At 35.7% G+C, this 21,844-nt stretch carries 17 protein-coding genes and 1 tRNA gene; 10 read left to right on the top strand and 8 right to left on the bottom strand.

Annotated elements, in window-relative coordinates; all coding sequences use genetic code 11:
* Positions 1-18: 18 nt before the first annotated feature.
* The 7 genes from ACWICE_RS03615 to ACWICE_RS03585 all read right to left on the bottom strand — a co-directional run bounded on the left by ACWICE_RS03615 (position 19) and on the right by ACWICE_RS03585 (position 8,843).
* Positions 19-1,332: a nicotinamide mononucleotide adenylyltransferase gene (locus tag ACWICE_RS03615; RefSeq protein ID WP_185212798.1), complete on the bottom strand. Its 1,314-nt coding sequence runs from the start codon at positions 1,330-1,332 to the stop codon at positions 19-21.
* A 71-nt stretch (positions 1,333-1,403) separates the two neighbouring features.
* Positions 1,404-1,946 (bottom strand): NUDIX hydrolase, encoded by a 543-nt coding sequence (locus ACWICE_RS03610; protein WP_185212799.1) that lies wholly within the window; start codon positions 1,944-1,946, stop codon positions 1,404-1,406.
* Positions 1,946-3,685 carry a phospho-sugar mutase gene (locus ACWICE_RS03605; RefSeq protein ID WP_454297673.1) on the bottom strand — a complete coding sequence of 580 codons (1,740 nt, stop codon included), beginning with the start codon at positions 3,683-3,685 and terminating at the stop codon, positions 1,946-1,948. The genes ACWICE_RS03610 and ACWICE_RS03605 overlap by 1 nt, the downstream gene beginning before the upstream one ends.
* 43 nt (positions 3,686-3,728) lie before the next feature.
* Positions 3,729-4,379, bottom strand: a complete 651-nt coding sequence (locus tag ACWICE_RS03600; protein WP_454297672.1) for a hypothetical protein — start codon at positions 4,377-4,379, stop codon at positions 3,729-3,731.
* Positions 4,380-4,381: 2 nt separating this feature from the next.
* Positions 4,382-5,254: an SDR family oxidoreductase gene (locus ACWICE_RS03595; protein WP_185212802.1), complete on the bottom strand. Its 873-nt coding sequence runs from the start codon at positions 5,252-5,254 to the stop codon at positions 4,382-4,384.
* Positions 5,255-5,256: 2 nt separating this feature from the next.
* The gene (locus ACWICE_RS03590; protein WP_185212803.1) at positions 5,257-6,024 is read right to left on the bottom strand and encodes an enoyl-CoA hydratase/isomerase family protein; all 768 of its coding nucleotides are present in this window, start codon (positions 6,022-6,024) and stop codon (positions 5,257-5,259) included.
* Between the two features lie 149 nt (positions 6,025-6,173).
* Complete coding sequence (locus ACWICE_RS03585) at positions 6,174-8,843, bottom strand: TonB-dependent receptor plug domain-containing protein (RefSeq protein WP_454297671.1); 2,670 nt, start codon at positions 8,841-8,843, stop codon at positions 6,174-6,176.
* A gap of 105 nt (positions 8,844-8,948) precedes the next feature.
* On the opposite strand from ACWICE_RS03585, the gene purD reads away from it, so the two are divergent.
* On the top strand, positions 8,949-10,223 hold the full coding sequence (gene purD / locus ACWICE_RS03580) for a phosphoribosylamine--glycine ligase (protein WP_454297670.1): 1,275 nt from the start codon (positions 8,949-8,951) through the stop codon (positions 10,221-10,223).
* 97 nt (positions 10,224-10,320) lie between these two features.
* Positions 10,321-10,392: transfer RNA gene (locus ACWICE_RS03575), tRNA-Glu, on the top strand.
* Between the two features lie 208 nt (positions 10,393-10,600).
* Here ACWICE_RS03575 and ACWICE_RS03570 read toward each other — a convergent pair.
* A complete protein-coding gene (locus tag ACWICE_RS03570; protein WP_454297669.1) occupies positions 10,601-11,272 on the bottom strand; it encodes a DUF6843 domain-containing protein in 672 nt (223 codons plus the stop codon).
* Positions 11,273-11,709: 437 nt separating this feature from the next.
* Between ACWICE_RS03570 and ACWICE_RS03565 the strand changes: the two genes are divergently transcribed.
* The 8 genes from ACWICE_RS03565 to ACWICE_RS03530 all read left to right on the top strand — a co-directional run bounded on the left by ACWICE_RS03565 (position 11,710) and on the right by ACWICE_RS03530 (position 21,579).
* Positions 11,710-13,728, top strand: coding sequence for a helicase associated domain-containing protein (locus ACWICE_RS03565; protein WP_454297668.1), 2,019 nt, complete (start codon positions 11,710-11,712; stop codon positions 13,726-13,728).
* Positions 13,712-13,891 carry a DNA modification system-associated small protein gene (locus ACWICE_RS03560; protein ID WP_454297667.1) on the top strand — a complete coding sequence of 60 codons (180 nt, stop codon included), beginning with the start codon at positions 13,712-13,714 and terminating at the stop codon, positions 13,889-13,891. The genes ACWICE_RS03565 and ACWICE_RS03560 overlap by 17 nt, the downstream gene beginning before the upstream one ends.
* Positions 13,888-15,993 (top strand): hypothetical protein, encoded by a 2,106-nt coding sequence (locus ACWICE_RS03555; protein WP_454297666.1) that lies wholly within the window; start codon positions 13,888-13,890, stop codon positions 15,991-15,993. Before ACWICE_RS03560 ends, ACWICE_RS03555 begins: the two co-directional genes overlap by 4 nt.
* Entirely contained in the window at positions 15,986-17,563 is a 1,578-nt protein-coding gene (locus ACWICE_RS03550) for a DndE family protein (protein ID WP_454297665.1), read from the top strand. The genes ACWICE_RS03555 and ACWICE_RS03550 overlap by 8 nt, the downstream gene beginning before the upstream one ends.
* A 696-nt stretch (positions 17,564-18,259) precedes the next feature.
* Positions 18,260-18,454 carry a hypothetical protein gene (locus ACWICE_RS03545; RefSeq protein ID WP_454297664.1) on the top strand — a complete coding sequence of 65 codons (195 nt, stop codon included), beginning with the start codon at positions 18,260-18,262 and terminating at the stop codon, positions 18,452-18,454.
* Positions 18,455-18,598: 144 nt separating this feature from the next.
* On the top strand, positions 18,599-18,895 hold the full coding sequence (locus ACWICE_RS03540; protein WP_454297663.1) for a hypothetical protein: 297 nt from the start codon (positions 18,599-18,601) through the stop codon (positions 18,893-18,895).
* Between the two features lie 216 nt (positions 18,896-19,111).
* Positions 19,112-19,837 carry a hypothetical protein gene (locus ACWICE_RS03535; protein ID WP_454297662.1) on the top strand — a complete coding sequence of 242 codons (726 nt, stop codon included), beginning with the start codon at positions 19,112-19,114 and terminating at the stop codon, positions 19,835-19,837.
* Between the two features lie 653 nt (positions 19,838-20,490).
* Positions 20,491-21,579 (top strand): hypothetical protein, encoded by a 1,089-nt coding sequence (locus ACWICE_RS03530; protein ID WP_454297661.1) that lies wholly within the window; start codon positions 20,491-20,493, stop codon positions 21,577-21,579.
* Positions 21,580-21,844 lie beyond the last annotated feature (265 nt).

Here is a 21,844-nt window from a genome sequence, read left to right as displayed (position 1 = left end):
CTTACTACTAAATACTATTTAAACAGTTTTAACGAATTTCTCATCGTAGTTCTCGATATCAACAATGTATCTGTTGTTGATCAAGAAATCAAACAATGGTTTTGCTTCTGGAGAAACAGGAAGGTTTTTCGTCGTAACGATCTTCTCTGATTTTTTATCCAAATAAGGGTAAGCATAAAGCTTAACGTTCTTGCTAAACATACCTGAGATGTAACTCAACAGCTCATTGGTATAGTTTTCCTTATTGTAATTATCCGAATTGAAGATGTTTTTCAAGTTGGAAACGTTGGTTGCAATACCCACATGTTTCGGCTTGAAGGTCTGAACGAATTCAGCCAAATGGTTATTCCTTCTGAAGTTGGAAACCAAGATATTGTTACCTGTAGAACAAAGGTATTCCGCACGTTCAGCGAAGTAGATCAGATCCTCATCTGAAATCACGCTGTTTTCATCCAGCACATTCCCCATCAATACCTCAATCAGCACGACGGTATTCTCTGGAACCGCCTTTGTGTTCTTCAAGAACTCTTCAACGGCCAAGTTAAACAGGTCAAAGTTTGGGTTGGACTTCTGACGATACTTCGTACGTAGGATAATGATGTTCTTTTTATAAAGATAATCCTTGATTTGGGCAGCCTTTCCATCCGGTTTGAAGATCGCTGCTTTCGAGAAACCTTTTGCGATCAGGTATAGGTTCAATAAGCGCTCATTTGCATTTGCGAAAAGAGGCCCTGAAACCTTAACCAGGTCAATTTCTACCGAGCCTACAGAAAGATTGTCCACTAGGGACTCAATCATCGTCTGCGGGTTCTCTGCGTAGTAATAGGCGGCAAATACAAGGTTTACACCTAAAATACCAAGGACTTTGGTCTGCAATCTATTGTCACTGTCCAATAACCTGACGTGGATGATGATATCGTTGGTCGGTCCATCCACTTCATGTTGGAATCGGATTCCGATCCATCCATGAGGTTCATTGGTTTTCGTAAAATTCAATGTGGTTACTGTATCGGCAAAAGCAAAGAATTTTTTACTGCTGTATTTCTCACCCTGTAGGCGCTCTGTAAGGAGGCTATACTCATGGTCCAGCATTTTGGTCAGTCGGGTCCGGCTCACGTATCTTCCGGACTCTTCGATACCATAGATGGCATCGGAGAATGCCATATCGTATGCAGAGATGGTCTTTGCAATGGTTCCAGACGCTGCACCTGCTTCAAAGAAATTACGAGCGACTTCCTGTCCCGCGCCAATTTCTGCGAATGTACCATAAATATCAGCGTTAAGATTGATTTTAAGCGCTTTGCGCTTGGTTTCGTAAATTTCTCTTGCCATGCGGCAAAGGTACGAAAACAGCGTCAATAATTGTGTAAAGAGGTTGGTATAAAGAATAAAGTTAGGCGAGATTATAGCTCGCCTAACTTTTTCAATGTATAGAATAGGGCAGAGCTATGCAGTGCCTGTCCGATTTTATTGTCAAAAAGGAATTGTTTTGCCTCTTCCAAGTCCATTAATACCACTTCAATATCCTCCGAAGGGTCTAGGTCCTGTTCCTGCACTTTCCTTCCGCCGGTCAAGAGGTAGGTATAGGTGATATTTCCCGAAGTCGCTGGATTGGCAAATAGTTCACAGACATAGCTGATATCATCAAAGGCATAGCCCGTTTCTTCCAACAGCTCCCGCCTTGCCGCTATCTCAGGATCTTCGTTATCTTCAACCACACCCGCTGGAAGCTCAACCATGATCCTGCCGGCACCATGACGGTACTGCTTAACGAAGATAACCTGATTATCTTCCGTCAGAGCAACCATATTGACCCAAGTAGGGTATTCCAGTACGTAGTACTCCTCTTTTATGTTGCCATTGGGCATCTCTAGCTTATCGACGCGTAGAGTGGCCCAAGGGCGTTGAATAATGTATTTCGAATCAATCGTTTTCCACTTCTCCATTAATCTTTCACTATATCAGCCATCATCAATCTCACTTTATCGTCCAAACGGTTTGAAATTTGACCAAACTCAGAGGTAAACTCCAGATTCTCCCTTACCGAACAATAGAATTTAATCTTTGGCTCCGTTCCAGAAGGTCTGGCAGAAATTACATCGCCATCTTTGGTGATAAACTGAAGCACATCGGATTTAGGAAGGTCAATTTTAGACTTCTTACCTGTCGCCATATCCGTCGCTTCTGAAGTTTCGTAATCCCTAACCTCGACAACCTCGATATCGCCCAACGATTTTGGAAGGTCAGCACGTAGATCAGCCATCATCTGTTTGATCTCATCAGCTCCAGCCTTGCCTTTTTTAGTTAGGGAAATCAGTTTCTCTTTGTAATAGCCATAGTCTAAGTATAATTTCAACAAGACATCGTACAGGGATTTACCCTGGCTTTTGAAATAGGCAGCCATCTCCGAGATAAAGGCACATGAGTTAACAGCATCCTTATCGCGTACTAAATCGCCAACCAAGAAACCGTAGCTCTCTTCACCGCCCACTAGATAGGTTTCCTTGCCTTCCAGTTTCGTCATGACCTCTCCGATAAACTTGAAGCCTGTTAGAGTTTCATAGCTTTTCACATCAAATGCTTTCGCGATATCCGAGAATAGGTTCGAAGTAACGATGGTTTTTACGATATATTGGTTAGCCTTTAGCTGACCCAGGTCCTTTTTAGAAGAAAGCACATAATAGGTCAACAAGCTACCGATTTGGTTACCATTGATCAATTGGAATTCGCCTGATGGCAATTTGATTGCCACACCCACGCGGTCCGCATCTGGGTCTGTTGCCATAACCACATCAGCATCGATTTCCTGACCCATGGCCATAGCCTTCGACATAGCCTCTTCCTCTTCAGGGTTTGGATAGACCACCGTAGGGAAATTACCATCCGGTTTAGCTTGGTCCTCAACAACCTGAACATTCTTGAAGCCCCATGCTTCCAACATCTTTGGAACGATGGTGATACCTGTTCCGTGGATTGGAGAATAAACGATCTTCAGGTCGCTCTGCGCCTTAACGGCTTCAGGATGTATGCTCAATTTCTTGTTCGCATCTATATAGAGTTGGTCAAAGTCTTCTCCCACCAAGTGGATATTCTTCTTAACTCCCTCAAATTTGATCTCTTTCACAGAAGAGATCGCATTCACCTCAGTGATTACATTTTTATCATGTGGAGCAACCAATTGCCCGCCATCATTCCAGTATGCCTTATATCCATTGTATTCCTTTGGATTGTGCGATGCGGTCAACATCACCCCGCCTTGACAGTTGAAATGGCGTACAGCAAAGGACAACATCGGCGTCGGTCTCAATTCCTTGAACAGATAGACCTGAAATCCATTTGCTGAAAAAACGTCGGCAACCAACTGACCAAACTCCTGTGAATTGTTTCGGCTATCATAGGATACCGCAACCTTGATTTCCTGATCTGGGAATTGCTTGATCAGGTAATTCGCCAAGCCCTGGGTCGCTTTTCCGATCGTGTATTTGTTCATCCTATTGGATCCCACGCCCATTATGCCGCGAAGACCACCAGTACCGAATTCCAGTTCCTTATAGAACGAATCCAATAATTCCGTCTCTTCCTTGTTGTCTACCAATGCCTTTACTTTGGAAACGGTGTCCTTGTCGTATTCATCCGTTTGCCATTGATTGATTCTTCCTTGTGTTTCTTTATCTAGAGTACCCATGTGGTTACATTTTTTAAGGTAAATATATTAGTGTAATTATTAATTAGGCATCGCAGTTGCCATAAGAACGGTCCAGTACAGTTACATACCAAGAGCCTTCAAACTGTTTAACATGGAAAACCAAAAAGTGTTCATCCGTAGGGTTTAAAATAACGCGATAACTGCCATCCTCCAATTTGGAAACCCTTTCCAAGGTCTTATCATCGTATTTGGCACCATTGAATTCCCCTTGGTACTTCATGATGGTATCCAGCAGATGTGTCACGCTGGTCGCGGTCGTATCGCTAGAGAAACCATATTTGGTCCATTTATCCGTATCACATAGAAATTCAGGCAATGCCTCAAAGGTCAAGGTCTTGTCGTTTTCAAAAGTAGTATAGGGATAGGAATCGGGAACAGGATTTTGAACATCAAAGCTGTCCACTAATTTGAATTCATCCATCACCCCAGGACGATAGATTATGGCAAGGCCATGTTCAGGATGGATCAAGGCATTGACCTTTTCATTGTCTTGGCTGAGGTAGGCACGCACAAACCTTGTAATCACCTCCGAAATCTGTTGGATCTCCTCAGGTTGGTTCAGGCTTGCTCGCGTTACCGTGTCCTGATGGGCTGTTGCTGTTTTTGATGAGTTATTACAGGAACCTAATAGCACAATAAAGGCTAATAGTCCCACTGCGTAATTTTTGATCATGATTATTTGTTGTTTTTCCGGATAGTTTGCTCGATTGTATCCCACATTTCTGAAGGGATGGCCTCCATGCCATTCATCTGACCGGCTCCTTGTAGCCATTCTCCTCCGTCTATGCTGATTATCTCGCCATTGATATAACCTGCAAAATCAGATATCAAGAAAGCTGCCAAGTTTGCCAATTCCTGATGTTCTCCAACACGTTTTAATGGAACTCGGTTCTTAAAGTCAAATTTCTGGGCCAATTCGCCAGGTAGTAGGCGGTCCCAAGCCCCTTTGGTAGGAAATGGTCCGGGAGCAATCGCATTATGACGAATGCCATATTTTCCCCATTCAACCGCCAAGGATTTGGTCAAGGTTACCACACCGCCTTTTGCAACGGCCGAAGGTACCACATAGCCCGAACCTGTGAAGGCATAGGTCGTCACGATATTCAGTACGTTGGCAGCCTGTTTCCTTTCGATCCAGTGCTTGCCAAACTCCAAAGTACAGTTTACCGTACCTTTCAGGACGATATCGATAATGGTAGAAAAAGCATTCGCAGATAAACGCTCGGTTGGCGAGATAAAGTTCCCTGCGGCATTGTTCACCAATACATCAACCTGCCCGAAGATCTCGATGGCTTTCTCCCGCACAAGCTTGATCTCCTCCGTATTCCTGATATCACAGGCAACAGGTAATACGGGGTTTCCGGTCTTGGCCTGGATTTCTTTGGCAGTTTCTTCCAGAACATCCAGTTTACGGCTCGTGATGACCACATTGGCCCCCAATTCCGAAAAATAGACGGACATCGCCTTCCCCAATCCAGTTCCACCACCGGTCACTACCACTGTTTTACCTTTCAGGGCATCCTGCTGTAAAGCTCCTTGTACTGCCATATTTATGATTTTTTAGTGAGATTGTCGATTATTGCTTTCAAGATTGCCCTTGTGGACGGTGCCCACCAGCGCTCTAGGACCTGCTCAATGGCAGCCCCCTTGGTTTCTTTTACCTGCTGCAAGAGATGCTTGCGGATATTCAACTTCGATGCCCTCCATGCGTTGGGCTCAAACTGCAGGTATTGCTTGGCCTTTCTGGCTGCAGTCGTCTGGATGCGGTCAAAATCAACGACCTCATCAACCAAACCTGCGTTCAAAGCCTCCTGCGGAGTCAATAGCTTGCCTTCCAATAAGAATCGCGCCGCATTGCCTGAACCGATCCAAAAGGCATAAAGTTCAAAAATACTGCTAGGGACAATGATGCCTACAGGCACCTCATTCAATCCGATGATATATTCTCCAGCTGCCATTACACGGTAATCGGAGCAAAGGGCCAACACACAGCCACCTGCTGGACTATGTCCTGTAACCGCCGTGATAAAAGGCTTAGGGAAAGAGACCAGTTCTTCGATCAGGTCAATAAACTTTTCCCAAAAGGCCTTCATCTGTGCCTCGTCGTATTGAAAGAGCGTGATCAGGTCCAGGCCTGAAGTAAAGAAACCTTCTTTACCTTGAAGGACAACGGCAAAAACGGATGGATCTTCCTTTAGGGATCTGAATGTAGTCGTGATTTCCTCGATCATTTCCAGATGCATGGCATTGGATTTTCCTCGATCTAATTGAATGTAACAGATGTTCTCTGATACTTGAGTATTTAAGAATGTACCCATATGAATTCCATTTGTTAAGTATGGAAATTTACGGAAAAATTAGACGTTATGATAAAAAATTAGCGCTTATTATAAGGTAATGTGGAGATATATTGATGTTAGAATAAGATTATCAAAAGAATAGGCCCAAATGAATGGGCCCTTCTCTATTATTTAACTTCAAACTCTAATATCCTTCTCAATATCCTGCCATTGAAGTCCAAGCCCTCAATGATCATTCTATAGGTTCCGGCCTCATCCGAAGTGTAAAAATCAAAATGAGCAATACCCTTTTCATTCGATACTATCCCCGGCTCCCAATGTATCGTCGTTCTAAGGTCCGTTTGGAACTGGCTTTCCGAATTCGCTTCATAGACAGGTTTGTAAAATTCCTTGGTCAAGGAAATTCCTCTTGGAGAAATCGAAAGGATTCCCGTTGGCTGATAGGCCGAACTACGTGCGTCCCTACCTGTTTTGGAGGTGATAATGATCAAACCATTGCCGCCGTAGCTACCGTAGATGGAGGTGTAATTAATGTTCCGGAGCACCTCGACGCTCTGTATATCGATGGGGTTGATGCTGGATAGCATATCACCTTCCACATACATCCCATCTATCACCAGCTGCATCGGTCCATTGCTACGCGTGCTGTAAGGAATGCCTCCACGGAATACCACACCGGTCAGCCTGCCGTTTAGACACATCTCCAAACTAGGGCAGGTAGTAAGGTCTTCCGCTGTCAATACCTGATCCGCATTGCCAGAACCATTCAGGTTAGATGAATTGGCGGCCGCTTTTGGACGTTGTGCCCGAACGGTTACCTCTTCAATCTGGAATACCTTTTCCATGATCCCCTTTTTCTCCAGTTGCTCATAGAACTTTTTACTGGCCAGCAATTGATCCGCATTCAGTTTGTTGATGTCATTCAAGATCAAGGGCTGGTTCTTTCCGAAGTTTATGGCTGGCTCCTTAAAAGGGTTCGCAATGATGTCCACAAAGTTTTTCCCCTTATCATTCCTTGCCGACAATAAAAACTTGACACTGTCCGGAAACAACAGGTTCTTAAAGGCAAACTCACCTTCCGCATTTGCTGTGGTATCCAGGTAATCCATAAAGTTATTCGTGGAAATCAGCTGTATTTTCGCATTGGGAACCGGTGCCTTTCTGCCCACCTTATTGATGCTCCCTTTGATGGTAATCCCTTTCTCTTCGTCGAACTCCGCTTTTGCATTGCTGAGCGAATCCAATTTATTGATCGAAATCTTCCGCCAACCCTGGGTCAACATCAGGTTGTCCAGATCCGCAGCTTTGACAGTGCCATCTGCATTGAAGTAGAAACTTGGCTTCTCAATGAAACCCTTGATATCTGCATTTAAAAAGAGTGAACTTAGTATGCTCACCGAGTTGGGAACATCATCGCTGTAGTTCTTTAGGTTAACGACAGAAGCCGATAATGCAGAGAAGCGAATGCTATCCTCCGTATTCCCAATGGTAATCTCCGTGTTCACCTTTTCCCTTAAGCCATAACTGTTCTTGTTCAATTTCACCTCAGCAGGTAAAATGGACTTTTTATTATAGTTAAAAATAGCCCTTTCAGAAAGAGGAAGAAAATCCTTGTTCAGCAAACTCACCGTCAGAACACCCATAGGCAGGTCCTTACGCGGTACATTGAACAGGACATTCGCTTGTCCGGCCTTATTCTTGGCCATATAGTAAATCTTGCCTAGGTGTTGGACTATGAGGTAGAGTTCTTCATTGTTTATCTTCCCTTCAGCTATATTGACCTGTGCAAAGACCTTATCCGAATTGCTGTTGTTGATGGCCAAGGAGATATTGTTGCCAGAAACCGCATCTATACTGATGGTCTTTTGGCTGCCATCCTTAAATTTAGTCTGTATCTGGTAGCTTTCACCCTCCTCAAAATAACAGGGTGCAGAACCCATGCCCAGTTCGTTGGTGCTCAGCACGGCTGCGGTATCTTGTTTCGAATTGATGATCGTGATATCCGCCTTTATGCCCAATCCTTGCGGATTCAAGGTCTTAATGGCTATTCTATTCAGTTCATTGCTGACAATTTGCCCACCCTCCATAAAATATTGGACCGAATTCCCAGAATCAAAGACATTCGTATTGATCAGTTTCTTGACAATGGATCCATCTAGGTTCTTGAAACGAATCGAAAGCGGTTTCCCCCGATTTTTATCGGTCACCTTGATCCTGATGCTCCCATCAGGCTGCAAGGACTCCCGACCTCGGTCGACTACCTTATCCCCGTCCATCACCGTATAGCCAACAGAAGTCTTTTCCCAACTTTTGTTTTCTGGATTTTCGAAATTTAAGAGATAGAACTCATTTTCCCCCTCCTTGATAAGCTTGCTGCTGCCAATGATATTGTCCGAACGGACATTACCGATATTCAACACCTTCTCAAAATAATAGTCAGAGCTGCTGTTCCGCATCCAATTGCTGTACGCCCGCATGCGGTATGAACCTTCTACCAAGGTGTCCGCAAGCAACATATCGCCAACAGATACGCCCGTAAACAGGGAATTGATCTTTTGTGACACAATCTCGCCCGTCGGGCTGATCAATTCCACATAGGCAATGTTGGAAAGAATGGAGAGTTGATTTTCCAGTCCGATCGTCGAATAGATTTTGTACCAGACGGTTTCTCCGGCACCGTAATTATTGCGGTCGGTTTGGATGTGGATCTTTTCTTGAGGGAATTTTCCTGAATACAGATCCATCTTTTCTTGAAAGGATTCTGAAGTTTGAGCAGCTAGTGGATTAAATAAACTGATAAAACACAGGAAAGCCAAGATGGCTGTGAGTTTCTTCATAATTAAGTCGGCTAAATCCTTATAATTATACGAAAATTTGTAAAGAATCTATGTAAAAATCTTTTTTGGGAGCGGATTTCTCATCTGCTTCAATATCTTTGCGGTATGAATATTCTGATCATCGGCTCTGGAGGTAGAGAGTCTGCCTTTGCCTATAAAATCTCGCAAAGCCCTAAACTAAGCAAATTATTTATCGCTCCTGGAAATGCAGGAACTGGACAGTACGGTGAAAATGTACCTTTAAAAGTGACCGACTTTGAAGGAATCGCTGATTTTGCTTTGAAAAACCAAGTGCAAATGATCGTGGTAGGTCCAGAAGAACCATTGGTGAAAGGTATTCATGACTTCTTCCTTTCTAGGGAAGATCTAAAAGATATTGCTATTGTCGGCCCGCAACAAGAAGGCGCTCAATTGGAAGGATCCAAGGATTTCTCCAAGGAATTTATGATCCGCCACAATATCCCAACCGCTGCTTTCAAATCCTTCAATAAAGAAAACCTAGAAGAAGGCTTGGCCTATCTAGATACCCAAAATCTTCCGATCGTTTTGAAGGCTGATGGATTGGCGCAAGGAAAGGGCGTATTGATCATCGATAATTACGAAGAAGCGAAAGCGGAACTGAAGGCCATGATCAATGATGCTAAATTCGGTGCCGCTAGTGATGTGGTGGTCGTAGAAGAATTCCTGAAAGGTATAGAACTTTCAGTTTTCGTATTGACCGACGGGAATGACTATAAGGTATTGCCTTCCGCAAAGGACTATAAACGTATCGGCGAAGGGGATACAGGATTAAATACAGGCGGTATGGGTTCGGTATCACCGGTTCCTTTTGCAGATCAGGCATTCTTGGACAAGGTAGAGAGCCGCATCATCAAACCTACCGTAGATGGGCTGAAAAAGGATAACATCCCTTACAAAGGCTTTATTTTCATCGGACTGATGAATGTAGACGGGGAACCGTTCGTAATTGAATACAACGTGCGTATGGGCGATCCTGAAACGGAATCTGTATTGGTTCGTATCGAATCTGACCTCGTTGACCTTTTGGAAGGTGTGGCCAATGAAGACCTGGCAACGCGCTCTTATACCGTGACCAATAAAACGGCAGCAACCGTAATGATTGTTTCCGGTGGTTATCCAGGAAATTACGAAACAGGCAAGGTGATCACCAACATCGAAAACGTGAAAGAATCCATCGTATTCCATGCCGGAACTAAACTAGACGGTCAGAATGTACTGACTGCCGGAGGTAGGGTTCTAGCCGTTACTGCACTAGAAGATGACCTGTTCTCCGCTTTGCAACAGGCAGCCGCCGACGCTGGACGCATCTTTTTCCAAGGAAAGTACTTCAGAACCGACATCGGATTCGATCTTATATAAAAATATCGGTTTAAAAGCCAATGAGTTATATTTTTGCCAGTGAAAATATTTTGGAAGAATAGATAAAGCTTCTATATTTGCATCACCAAAGCAAAATGGCCCGTTCGTCTAGGGGTTAGGACGCAAGATTTTCATTCTTGAAACAGGGGTTCGATTCCCCTACGGGCTACTAAAAAAAGCGACTTGAAAAAGTCGCTTTTTTTAGTATATAGTAATTAGTATTAAGTAGCTAGACCTATGACGGATTAATAACTATGGAACATTCATTCGCAGAAGGGTAGTCATAATTAGCAATTCACGGGAAAATGATATGGCAAGGCAGGTTGTTAATGATTTAAACACCTTGCTGGATTTTGACATTATTAGAGACTGTTTTTTTATTGTTGCCTGCACTGTTTGAGAATTATTCTTGTCAATGAGTCGAATTTTTGTTGACTTTTATAATCGCTTCTGTCAAGGGAATCTTTGTTGTATATATAAAAATCAGAAAAAGTTATTCCATTTATTTTATCTGTTGGTTTATCGTCTATTTCTTGATACATTGTTCCTGAACCACCAGCTAAGACACTAGATCGCTTTTTAATTCTGTCTTTGAACTCAAGTATTTCTAGTATTTCATTTTTGTTTCCTTGGTCGTCAACCAAATAATAATGGTAACTAGCTTGGCTATTGAACTCTTCGTTTAGAACTAATATCCCATTTTCAGGGAAGATCAAAGTTTTTACACCCTCTATTTTTTCAAAATTACTTCCACAATTTTCGTCATACATAATTCGCAATTTTCCTTCAAAATTTTCAGGGATTAAAATTGTCATTGCTGTTGAATAATTGTAGAAATATAGGAACAAAAAAGTAAATGGGAAGTATAAAACAATAGGTAATAATGTCGTGAGTAATTTTGTTTGAATAGGTTGTTTTGATATTAAAACCAGTATTGCTCCAATAATAAATGTTGGTATGCCAAAAACTAAAAGATAGTAACTCAAAACACAACCAATGAAGCTAATTGCTATTAAAACAAGTCCAATGTAAAATGATATTCTATTCAATTTATCTTTGCTTGTTAATTCATCGCTATATAGATGCCGCTACTGGCTAAGTATGTGCGATAGTGGTGAATTAAAAAGTCTAAAGTTTCAATCTAGGATTAGCTAAAGCAACGGTCTACTGTAATTTCTAAATTTATGAAAAAAGAAAATATTATAAATGGTTATGACGAAAAAGTAGAGACTTACAACTTGTCCCTTAACCTGCCAATTAGTCAAACATTTCATAGGGAATTTCTTAAAAAATTCTAAAAAGTTGGATTGGAAGCAAAAATAAGAGAAAAGCATCCTTGGAGGATGCTCAAAAGCTCGAATGCGTAACATAAAGGGTGGAAATCCAGGGCTTGCCCAACTTCCGCTTGCTCAAAATTTCAATTATTTTTTATCACTTATTTTAATTATTTTTAAAACTGTTAAATCACCAATTTCCAATTATACCTATGAGTTTTTCTGATACAATTGAACATATTCCAAAGTTATCTTTAGATGAAATTACTAATCTTGAAGATCTTTCTGTAAGATCATATAATATCTGTAAAGTCAATGGCTTACTAGATATTAAATCAATTACAGAATTTTACCATTTGAATAAGTCATTTATTAAGTTAAAGAATTGTGGTGTGAACTCTGACAGAGAATTAACGAAATTATCCATAAAATATATCTCGGGGAAAAATATAGTTAATAAAGTTTTAAATGATTTTGGTGATATAATAAATAATCTTAACAGAGAGCATAAAGATCTTTTTAATAGCATTATAGCTTTGAATTTCAGTTGCTTGTCCGCCAGAAGCAGGAATGCTTTAGGTGTACTCTTAAACAACAATATAACGATAAAGGCTATATACCAAAATAATTTATTTCATAAACCTTTTGCAATACGAGATTTACAAAATGTAGGAGAAAAGTCATCGGATGAGATAATTAGGTTTTTAGAATTGGTAAAAGATTATTCAATAAAATTTCATAAGGCTAAATCAATTGAAGAGTTAATGGATATTAGAAATGAAATACTATTACGGAGTAGATTTAAAAGTGTAAATATTGATTTTGATCTTGTTCATTCAAAATCAGTATTTATTCTAATCGATAAACTAATAAAAAGTCAATACATATTTCCAGGTAACAATAATGAAATTTTCAGAAATCTATTCAATATATATCAAGGAAATAAAAATTTTTCAATGGAAGATATTGCTGTTAAAGCAAATTTAACCAGAGAAAGAGTGAGGCAATTGAGAAATAGTATTTTTGATAGTTTAAGTGGTAAATTTCAATTTATTGAGTCATTTAAAGATGACTTTAAAGAAGTATATAATCTTGATAATAATTCATCATTTTTAAATATATCTAATGAAATTATATTTACAATAAATAATTCTAGTAAGATCAATTTTTCAAAACAATTCTTAAAATATCTAATATCCTTTTTTTACAAAGATACGCATATTTTAATAGGTGACTTATCAGATGTATTACTTGTAAATTTAACTAAGCCAAAAGGACGCCATGTTTGGAAGGATGTATATTTAATTGAATCTTCCTTAACGATAAACTTTGATTTTGTTGCGTTTGTTAATGATATTAACTGTCGTTTAGAAGATAGGATATATGATAAATATATATTTAACTTCAAGAGTTATTTAAGCAGATTTTTATATTTAATTAATTTGGAAGATATCAATAGATTATTTCCGATTTGTGAAAAAATAATTAGAGATGAATTTGATATATATCTAGATTTAGACGATAACATCGTCTTCGAAAGGAACACTATAAAACAAGTATACGAATATGCTATAGATGCATTAGTACTATTGAATAAACCTAGTAAAGTTGAGGAGATATATAATATTATTAACCAAGCAGATCCCTCAATAACAAAGAGTTCAGATGCTTTAAGAGGTAGTTTACAACGAAAAAATATTGGTATAATTTATTTTGGAAGAGAAAGTACATATGGTTTAGAAATTTGGGAATCAGAGAAAGAAAATATAAAAGGTGGGACAATTAAAAATATAGTAAGAGAATATTTAAGCCAATTTGAACATCCAATTCATATTAAAGATCTAACAGTTCATATATTGAAATTCCGAGAAAACTCAAATGAGAATAGTATTTACCAAAATTTGAAAATTGACCCTTACAACTCCTTCTCATTTTTTAATGGGCGCTTAGTAGGTTTACGAGAGAAAAAATACTCGGCTTACTTTTTAGAACAAGAAAGCAAAAAAGTTTTTAAAAAAGACTGGGAAGAAAGATACAAAGAATTGAAAAATTTTATTTCACAAAATAGCAGGTTCCCCTATTCTGAGAAAGGAACTAAACAGGAAAATTCTCTATATAGGTGGTTTAATATTCAAAAAGATAAAAATCAAAAAAACACATTGACAGAGGATCGAAAGAAAATGTTTGAAAAATTATTACAACTTAAAGAGTGGTATGAAAATAAAAGATAATAAAACTCATCAAAAAGAAAGACTAAAAGAGATTTGTTCTACGAAAGGTGTTGATTACAATTCTTTAGAGTCAATGTTAGACTCAGTTAAGTCAAAAAAAATTAAACGTATTAATTACCATCAGCAAAAAATTGTTGACGTAATCGAAAAAGCTATAATATGAAATTTTCTAATATAAAAATCAATAATTTCAGACAGTATTATAAGACTGTTAATTTTGATTTATCTACTAATGAGTACAAAAATATTGTAGTAATTGGTGGTAAAAACGGATACGGTAAAACTAACTTTTTACTTTCTATAGTTTGGTGTTTATACGGAGAAAAAATTTCTCAAATAGACGACAATTTCAAAAAAGAAATACAGAAAGAGAAAAACTATTCTTCATTTATTCAACAATCAATAAATTGGTCTGCTCAAAAAGAAGGAATTGATACCTTTTCAGTAAGTATTTTGGTTGAAGAAATTGAATTACCCGATATCTCAAAACTACCATCAAATGCAGATAAAGTATTAATAACTAGATCAAGAAATACATCAACAACAGAAGAAAAACTGTCAATTATTGACCCATTATCAAATTTAGAAATTTTTGACAACGAAGAAGAAAAAATCTATTTCATTAACGATTACATTATTCCAATAGATGCTGCAAAGTTTGTGTTTTTTGATGCAGAGAAAATTGCTGAAATAGCCAATCTATCAATAAGAGAGGAAGGAAGTTTTATTAATGATGCACTTGGAAAAATATTAGGATTAGACAATTACGAAACACTAATTGATGATTTTGTTTTTTATATCAATAGTTTAAAGAAGGAAGGAGCAGCAAGAAATCTTCAAGAGCAAATAGTAGATAAAGAAAAAGCAATTGACCTATCAAATTTGGAAATTGAAAAACTTGAAGAAGAAAATGCCGAGAAACTCAAAGAAATTGATGAATTAAAAAAGGAAATTAGAAAGTTTGATAGTTTAATTTCACAGAACAGTAAACTAGGAAGTTCTAATTTTGACAGGGAAACAATTGTTACTGAAATTGATAAATTAAAATCGAAGGAAATAGAGCTTAGTGAAAGATTTACAGAATTAAGCGAGATTATTCCTTTGACAATTTTAGCTGGAAAACTTGAAGAAGTAAAAGAGCATATTTCACTTCAAGAAACAAACGAAATGACTCAAAAATCAACAAAAGAGAATTCAGAAAAAATAGAAAACTTCATTGAATTACTTTTCAATAAACCTCCTGATCCTGAAAATTCAACAATGTCTTTCAGGGACAAAAGTTTCTATTATGAAAAAGCTAAACGTTTAGGAAGTGAATTGTATAACACCGAAGGTGATTATCAAGACTTAGAATTTGAACACGATTTAAACAACGCTGAAAAGAGTTTAATTTCTGAGGCAATTAATCTCGTCCATTCTCAATCGAGCGACTTATTTCAAAGCACTATTGAGGAATTTAATGTAATTAATTCAAGAAAATCTGAATTGATGAAAATTCTTAGTAAAGTTGATGCAGATTTAGTGGACGATATAGTTTTAGATTATTTGGCTAAAAAAGAAACAGCCGAAAACAAAACCACAGAATACAATAGAAAAATCGGAGAGAATACTCAACAAATAAATAAAGTAAAGAAGGATATAACCCGGTTTAATCAAGAACTTGTAACACTCAGAAGTAAAGTTGAAATCAACGCTCAAAACAAATTAAAAATCAAAGAAACTGAAAAGTATATTGATACCCTCAATACTTTTTTAGAAGAGCAAAAGAGTAGGCATAAAGATAGTTTAGAAAAAACTATTCTTATCGAGTTAAAAACATTGATGCACAAACTTTCTAGCGAAGAAAACAACAGTAAATTTATCGAAGATGTCAAAGTTACAATTTTGGCTTCTGGACAAGGAATGAAAATCGCTTTACTTGACCAAGACGACAATGAAATCAGAAAAGAAAGTTTATCATCAGGAGAAAAGCAAATTTACATTTCGTGTTTAATTAAAGCAATTCTTAATGAATCCATTCAAGGTTTACCAATTTTTATTGATACACCATTAGGAAGACTTGATGAAGAACACAGAGATAGCATTACTAAAAAATACTATCCTACTCTATCAGAACAAGTGGTACTTTTCTCAACCAATAGTGAGATTACCCCGAAGCGATTTAAGGATATTTCAAATCATATTTCTAAATCATACCTTTTGGTAAACGATGGAGCAAATACTAATTTAAAAAACGGTTATTTCAATACAGTAAACGATGATTAGATTCAGAATAGATTCGGAAAGTACAGAATTATTAGATAGAATTACTACGGTCTATAATTTCAAGAGAGATACTATAACTGGAAGAATAGCTCTTTCATTTAGTATTGAAAAAGGCAAAATTTTTAATGATGAAGCCGCAACCCTTCCTCAAAATGGAAGAGAGTATACCCCTACAAGTAATATTTTTGGTCGATTGATAAATGATATTGACAATCTTGTCTTATATAAAACTATTTTCGATCAACATTACAAGAAAGAACTTTCTGAAAGTGAATTTATTAAACTTTATAAATTGCATTTAAAAGATGGTTTAGACTTATGGATTAAGCAATTAGAAAACTGTGATATAACAAGGGGAGACCATATTTCGTTACTTATAAAATCTATAAAAAAAGGATTGACTTTAAGATCAAATACTGCTCATATTTCTAATAATGTAAAAAAAATAGAAGTTAAAGAGTTTCAAGAATTGCTGTCATTTGAAATTGGAAAATCAGAAAATGATGAACCAGTTGTAATTAAAATTAATGATCTTAGAGAATTTGACAATAGAAATATTGCAATTGCAGGAATGGCAGGTTCGGGGAAAACACAACTAATAAAAGATATTCTATTTCAGATTTCTAAAAACTCAAAGAATGAATTGAAATTTATATTTTTCGATTACAAAGGAGAAGGAAATCCAGAACAACTAAAACCATTTTTAGAAGCGACAAAAGCTGAATTTGTCGATATTGTCAATGATGGCGGAATTGACTTTAATCCTTTCTTATCCATAAATTTAGATGAAAGACAAAGACCTTTTAGCATTCGTGCATTTGTAGATACTATTTCTACTTTCGTTCCAAGAATGGGTGTTAGTCAAGAAAACATACTGATAAGTTTAATTAATGATTTACTAGATCGTAAAAACGGGAAATATCCTACAATAGCTGAATTATTTAACGATTTAGAAAATTATTACGAAGAAAATGGAATTAGACAAGATACCTTGTACTCTGTGATAAGAGATTTATCTACTAACATTTTTAATTGTGATTTGAATAATCCTGATGTTTTAAGCAAAAGTCTATATTTGAATTTACCACCTGCACTTTCCGACACATTGCGTCAGTTAGTTGTATTCCTTTTGCTCAGATATTTTAATTCATTTTTTAGTTCCACAAATGACTGTGAACCTAAAGAGCATATTTTCCCAGTTAGATATGTAATCGTAATTGATGAAGCTCATATCTATCTAAAAAACAAAAACGCAAGAAAAGCGCTTGAAGATTTGTTAAGACTTCTAAGGTCAAAAGGAGTTATTGTAGTTATGCTATCACAAGGTGTTGAAGATTACAAAACAAAAGATTTTGATTTTGCATCACAAGTTAAGTTACCAATTTGCTTGAATATTCAAAACAAAGATTATAAGGCAATTTGTAATTTTGTAGGTACACCAAGCAGTAAATATAAACTTGAAACAGAAATCAAAAAATTAGATTCGGGAAAAGGATTAATCAATGTTGGAGAACCTAAAATAATAGCACTAAGACAATGGTGGAAAACAAAAAAAGATAGTAATCTCTAATACAATTTAGAAAACCGCCTTCTAGATTGATACTTAAAAAATAAAATGTCAAATAATTTCTTATTATTAATTTTTTCAAAACTCTTTGTAAATATAGCAATGTTGAAATAATAATAATTCCAGATGGTATTTGGTAGATTAATAGTATGTCCTTCTTATTAAAATAGATTAAAGATATTGACGTATTGTTATTAAACTTGATATGAAGCTATATAGCAAAAACGTATGTCAAAGCAGTGAGTGATTCGATGATTTTGGAAACATATAGTTGTTAATTACTGATAAAGAGATTGATGCCCAGTAGGTGTTATTCTCCCAAGGGATACCGAAAAAAGCGACCTGATAAAGTTGCTTTTTTTTCGTGAAAGTTATTATGTAGATAAATATTAAACCTGTGATTATTCAAGCTTCTTTTATCGTGTAAATTTATTAGTTTCACCTCTTTTGAATAATTATTTGTCTTGAAAAGGTGTTGTTTAATAAAAGCAAGAATTTAATTTTTTCTACAAGTTTTAAAGGCACCTACTATTGGTTCTTAACGTCTGAAATCAGTTTTGTTTCCGGGTCCTCTAGCCTCCAAAAATAGTCGGTCTTTTATTTGAAAGAGGTGTTGTTAGATTATTGGCTTAAAAAAATATTGTTTTGAGAAAATTACTTTGAAAACCTACATTATTGAAAACTAATGATTATTAATTTATGATGGATAAAAACGACAAAGTTTGGTACGCATGTTACGGATCTAATCTATTAAAGGATCGCTTCTACTGTTACATTCAAGGAGGTCAACCTGCTGGGGCAAATACAATTTATGAAGGTTGTACTGATAAGAGTTTACCTATTGACGAAGAAAATATTATTATAAATGCAGAACTATATTTTGCTAAAGAATAGTCTACCTGGGAAAAGGGTGGCGTTGCATTTATTGGAACGGAATTAAAAAAAAGCCATTCAACAATTGGAAGGATATATCTAATAACTAAGGAACAATTAGTTGATATAGCAAGGCAAGAAACAAAAACAGCAGGAGAATTATATTTGGATTTTGATTTAGCAATTAGTAAGGGATCATATATCTTTAAAGAGAAATCATGGTATGGAAATTTACTTTTTTTAGGTGAGCAGTCTGGTTTTCCAATATTTACTATTACAAATGAATTCAATATTCAGAAAAGCAATAATCCTGCCTCAAGTTATCTTCGAACTATTGTTAAAGGTATAAAGGAAATACAACAACTCGAAAATATTGAAATTTTTGAATATTTGTCAAATAAAGAAGGTATAACTGGTTTTTACGATGATGTTGTATTGAAGAAGATTATTGAAGAAGATTAATTTAGAATTTTAAGGATATTCAAACTGTTTGATAAAAATATTCATGCAAAATATGGAAATATCAAGGTTTGGTATTATACCTATAAGAGTTTCGGAAATTATGAAACATGCTATGCAAAAAAGAATAGAACTCAAAGGGCCGTCACATTATCTTTCCTTAAGGAAATTGATCAAAATAAGAAGTTGATAAACCGACAAAGTAACAAGATAATTAGAATGAATAAAAAAATTAATAGTGCTACTCAATCATTTATAAATTCGGCAGTTGAATTTGAAAGTATTGAGCGCATCCTATTATATTTAAAGGTTAGCAATTCTTTAATTAACGAAGATATTCTGAAATCTGTTAAAAAGCTCAGAGAATTCAATAACAAATTGGATCTTTCGTATGAGCTAGATAGTAAAAGAGAAGAGGAGTTTTTAAAAGTTAATCACTATGAAAGAATGCTTTCCATAATGATGTATATAAGGTTAATAGATAACTTTGAAAGTTATTTTAAAGATATTTTATCTGAAATTGTGTTTAAGAACCCTAAAGTATTAAGCTCTAGTGAAACCGAAAAATTGGATTTTATTTTGTCTTTCGATGACTATCCTAGTATGATAAAGGAAATTGCTAGCAAGAAAATTGAAGCGCTATTCTATCAAAACATAGACAATATTCAAAAATTTTTTAAAGAACGAATAGGAATATTAATCTTTAAGGAGAAGGCTGACGATATTAATCTTTTAATCAAACAAAGAAATTTAGCGGTTCACAATAGAAGTAAAATTTCTAAAGAATTTATTAAATTATTCCCTAATAAAGGATTTGTTGAGGGGATGGTGTTGAAATTTGATTTTGCCTATATTGAACTCCTTATTCCAGCTCTTTATAAAATAATAAACGAATTAGATTATGAGATTTGTGCAAAATTCAATTTGGAAGAGGTTGAATATTAATGCAATAATTGTCTTTTTTTATTAATTACATTTAAAATTTCATATAATTAATTGAGGGGACTAGAGCTGCAAAATAAAATTGCTGTACAATATTCTCCACATAAGAAATTTGAATTGTGGTCAACTGATAATGATATTTTAACTAATCCTAGGCATTCCTTAGTTTTTCGCAACAAGGATAGAATTATTGAGAAGTTATATCGTCCATATCCGCTACGTCATGAAAAAGGGGATTTTTAGCAGCGAGAATAGCTGTTTTAAGATAAATATAGACAATTTTCTGAATTATCGGAAAGGCTAAATATGGCTTATTCATATTCGGAGAGTTTATTTATGGATCGAGAGATTTAATATATTAACATACCGATCCTATACAAATTCATTTTCTATCATTAAAAGGTATTGGAAATCTTAAAGTTTTATAACTAATTAATTTTTTCATATTCCCAATTTAGCTACAAAGTCCTTTTCTAAACTTCAATCGCAATTTCCTCTAGTTTTGAATTGCTGGACCTAAACTAAAGCAAAGTCGAAGTATTAATCGCATTCTAGGAAGACCATATATTAAGCATTCCAAATCGCAACTAGTTTTATTAAATTATTTATTTTGAGGAAATATTAACATCTGATTTTAAAGAAAGTAATTAACGCAAATGGTCATAATAGATATTTTTAGTATTCTGGACTTAAATCATGCATTAGCTGTACTTGGAATAATCGTAACAGCGTATGGATATTTTTTTATAAAAACCTCAAAGTTTGTGGTAATTAAAAGAGTTTCTGATGTAGCCTTAAAACAATTTAGTGATATAGAAATTAAACTGAACAACATAAAGGTAAACGCTAATGTATACCATTATCGTTGTGTAATATATTATAGGGGACCACATGATGTTGGAAATACGGAGATAAAAGAGCCCTTTATTATTTATAATAAAAGTGAAAACTGCAAGTGGCATAATTTAAAAATAATTAAAAATTCCACTGGGTTTAAACCTACTATCCGGGTTCATAAGAATCAGATAATAATCACGAATACCTATTTCAAGTCTGGAGATTCATTTGAAATTGACTTTTTACTTGAATCGGAGACTAGGGATATATACTTTGGACATCGCATATTAAACGTTTCAAGAAAACCTATAATTTACAATCGCGATAATAAATCATTTTTAGGCGGTTTTGGTTTTCTAGCGGCTCTTTCTGCCATATTATTTATGTTTACTTATGCTCAAATAAGAGATTTTAAGAATTCAATAGAAAATAGGCCACAATTTGGGGTTGATTATTATTATTTGGATAATAAGGTTTCTCCAGATAATAATTGGCAATATTTTAAAGATATACAGATTGATAGTATCTATACAGAACAGTTACTGGATGCCTATGATCCAAATAATAAGAAGGATTCAGTTAATTTTTATAGCTCAGGAGGTAAAATTAGGTTTATTTCGCCTAACACACTGTCGATTGAAGAAATTGACCTTCCGTCATTAAAAGCGAAGACATTATATGATAAATTAAATACTGAACGGAAATTAAAGTATAATCATTATTATAAAATTGATAATGATCTTAAAGTAAGGTTTATTAATACAAAAAATTTAGACTTTAATGATTGGAGTACAATATTTTTGTTTTCAGTTTTTTTAATCGGTTCTTTTTTCAGCTTTTATGCAGCTTTAGATAGTTTAAAAAAATCTATTTTAATTAGAAATGCAATTCGAAATTTAAATGAATAGGGCAACAGCTTGAAAGAGGCTGGATAAATTTATTGTTTAGTTTTTACAAAATTTTTTGATAAGCTCTTAATCCTCTAGAGCAAAGTTTAATTCGACTTAAACAAAAGTTCTATAAGGGGTAAACTTTATCTTCTCGATGAAAGCGCTATAATTTCTATCAATATTAAGGTAACTCTTGACCTAATATTTTACCTATATGCCCATTATTTTAGGAAAATGAACACATGGTTTGTTATGTGGTCAAATCACAACGAAATATAAGCCT

The sequence above is a fragment of the Sphingobacterium sp. NPDC055346 genome (genome assembly GCF_053645235.1).
Note: the sequence above shows the minus strand (reverse complement) of the source record. Positions and strands in the feature narration are given on the sequence as shown.

What these genes read in the sequence shown, in the direction of transcription:
- ACWICE_RS03615 (WP_185212798.1), bottom strand. Translation starts at nt 1,332, where the DNA reads ATGGCAAGAGAAATTTACGAAACCAAGCGCAAAGCGCTTAAAATCAAT.
- ACWICE_RS03610 (WP_185212799.1), bottom strand. Translation starts at nt 1,946, where the DNA reads ATGGAGAAGTGGAAAACGATTGATTCGAAATACATTATTCAACGCCCT.
- ACWICE_RS03605 (WP_454297673.1), bottom strand. Translation starts at nt 3,685, where the DNA reads ATGGGTACTCTAGATAAAGAAACACAAGGAAGAATCAATCAATGGCAA.
- ACWICE_RS03600 (WP_454297672.1), bottom strand. Translation starts at nt 4,379, where the DNA reads ATGATCAAAAATTACGCAGTGGGACTATTAGCCTTTATTGTGCTATTA.
- ACWICE_RS03595 (WP_185212802.1), bottom strand. Translation starts at nt 5,254, where the DNA reads ATGGCAGTACAAGGAGCTTTACAGCAGGATGCCCTGAAAGGTAAAACA.
- ACWICE_RS03590 (WP_185212803.1), bottom strand. Translation starts at nt 6,024, where the DNA reads ATGGGTACATTCTTAAATACTCAAGTATCAGAGAACATCTGTTACATT.
- ACWICE_RS03585 (WP_454297671.1), bottom strand. Translation starts at nt 8,843, where the DNA reads ATGAAGAAACTCACAGCCATCTTGGCTTTCCTGTGTTTTATCAGTTTA.
- purD (WP_454297670.1), top strand. Translation starts at nt 8,949, where the DNA reads ATGAATATTCTGATCATCGGCTCTGGAGGTAGAGAGTCTGCCTTTGCC.
- ACWICE_RS03565 (WP_454297668.1), top strand. Translation starts at nt 11,710, where the DNA reads ATGAGTTTTTCTGATACAATTGAACATATTCCAAAGTTATCTTTAGAT.
- ACWICE_RS03560 (WP_454297667.1), top strand. Translation starts at nt 13,712, where the DNA reads ATGAAAATAAAAGATAATAAAACTCATCAAAAAGAAAGACTAAAAGAG.
- ACWICE_RS03555 (WP_454297666.1), top strand. Translation starts at nt 13,888, where the DNA reads ATGAAATTTTCTAATATAAAAATCAATAATTTCAGACAGTATTATAAG.
- ACWICE_RS03550 (WP_454297665.1), top strand. Translation starts at nt 15,986, where the DNA reads ATGATTAGATTCAGAATAGATTCGGAAAGTACAGAATTATTAGATAGA.
- ACWICE_RS03545 (WP_454297664.1), top strand. Translation starts at nt 18,260, where the DNA reads ATGATGGATAAAAACGACAAAGTTTGGTACGCATGTTACGGATCTAAT.
- ACWICE_RS03535 (WP_454297662.1), top strand. Translation starts at nt 19,112, where the DNA reads ATGAATAAAAAAATTAATAGTGCTACTCAATCATTTATAAATTCGGCA.
- ACWICE_RS03530 (WP_454297661.1), top strand. Translation starts at nt 20,491, where the DNA reads ATGGTCATAATAGATATTTTTAGTATTCTGGACTTAAATCATGCATTA.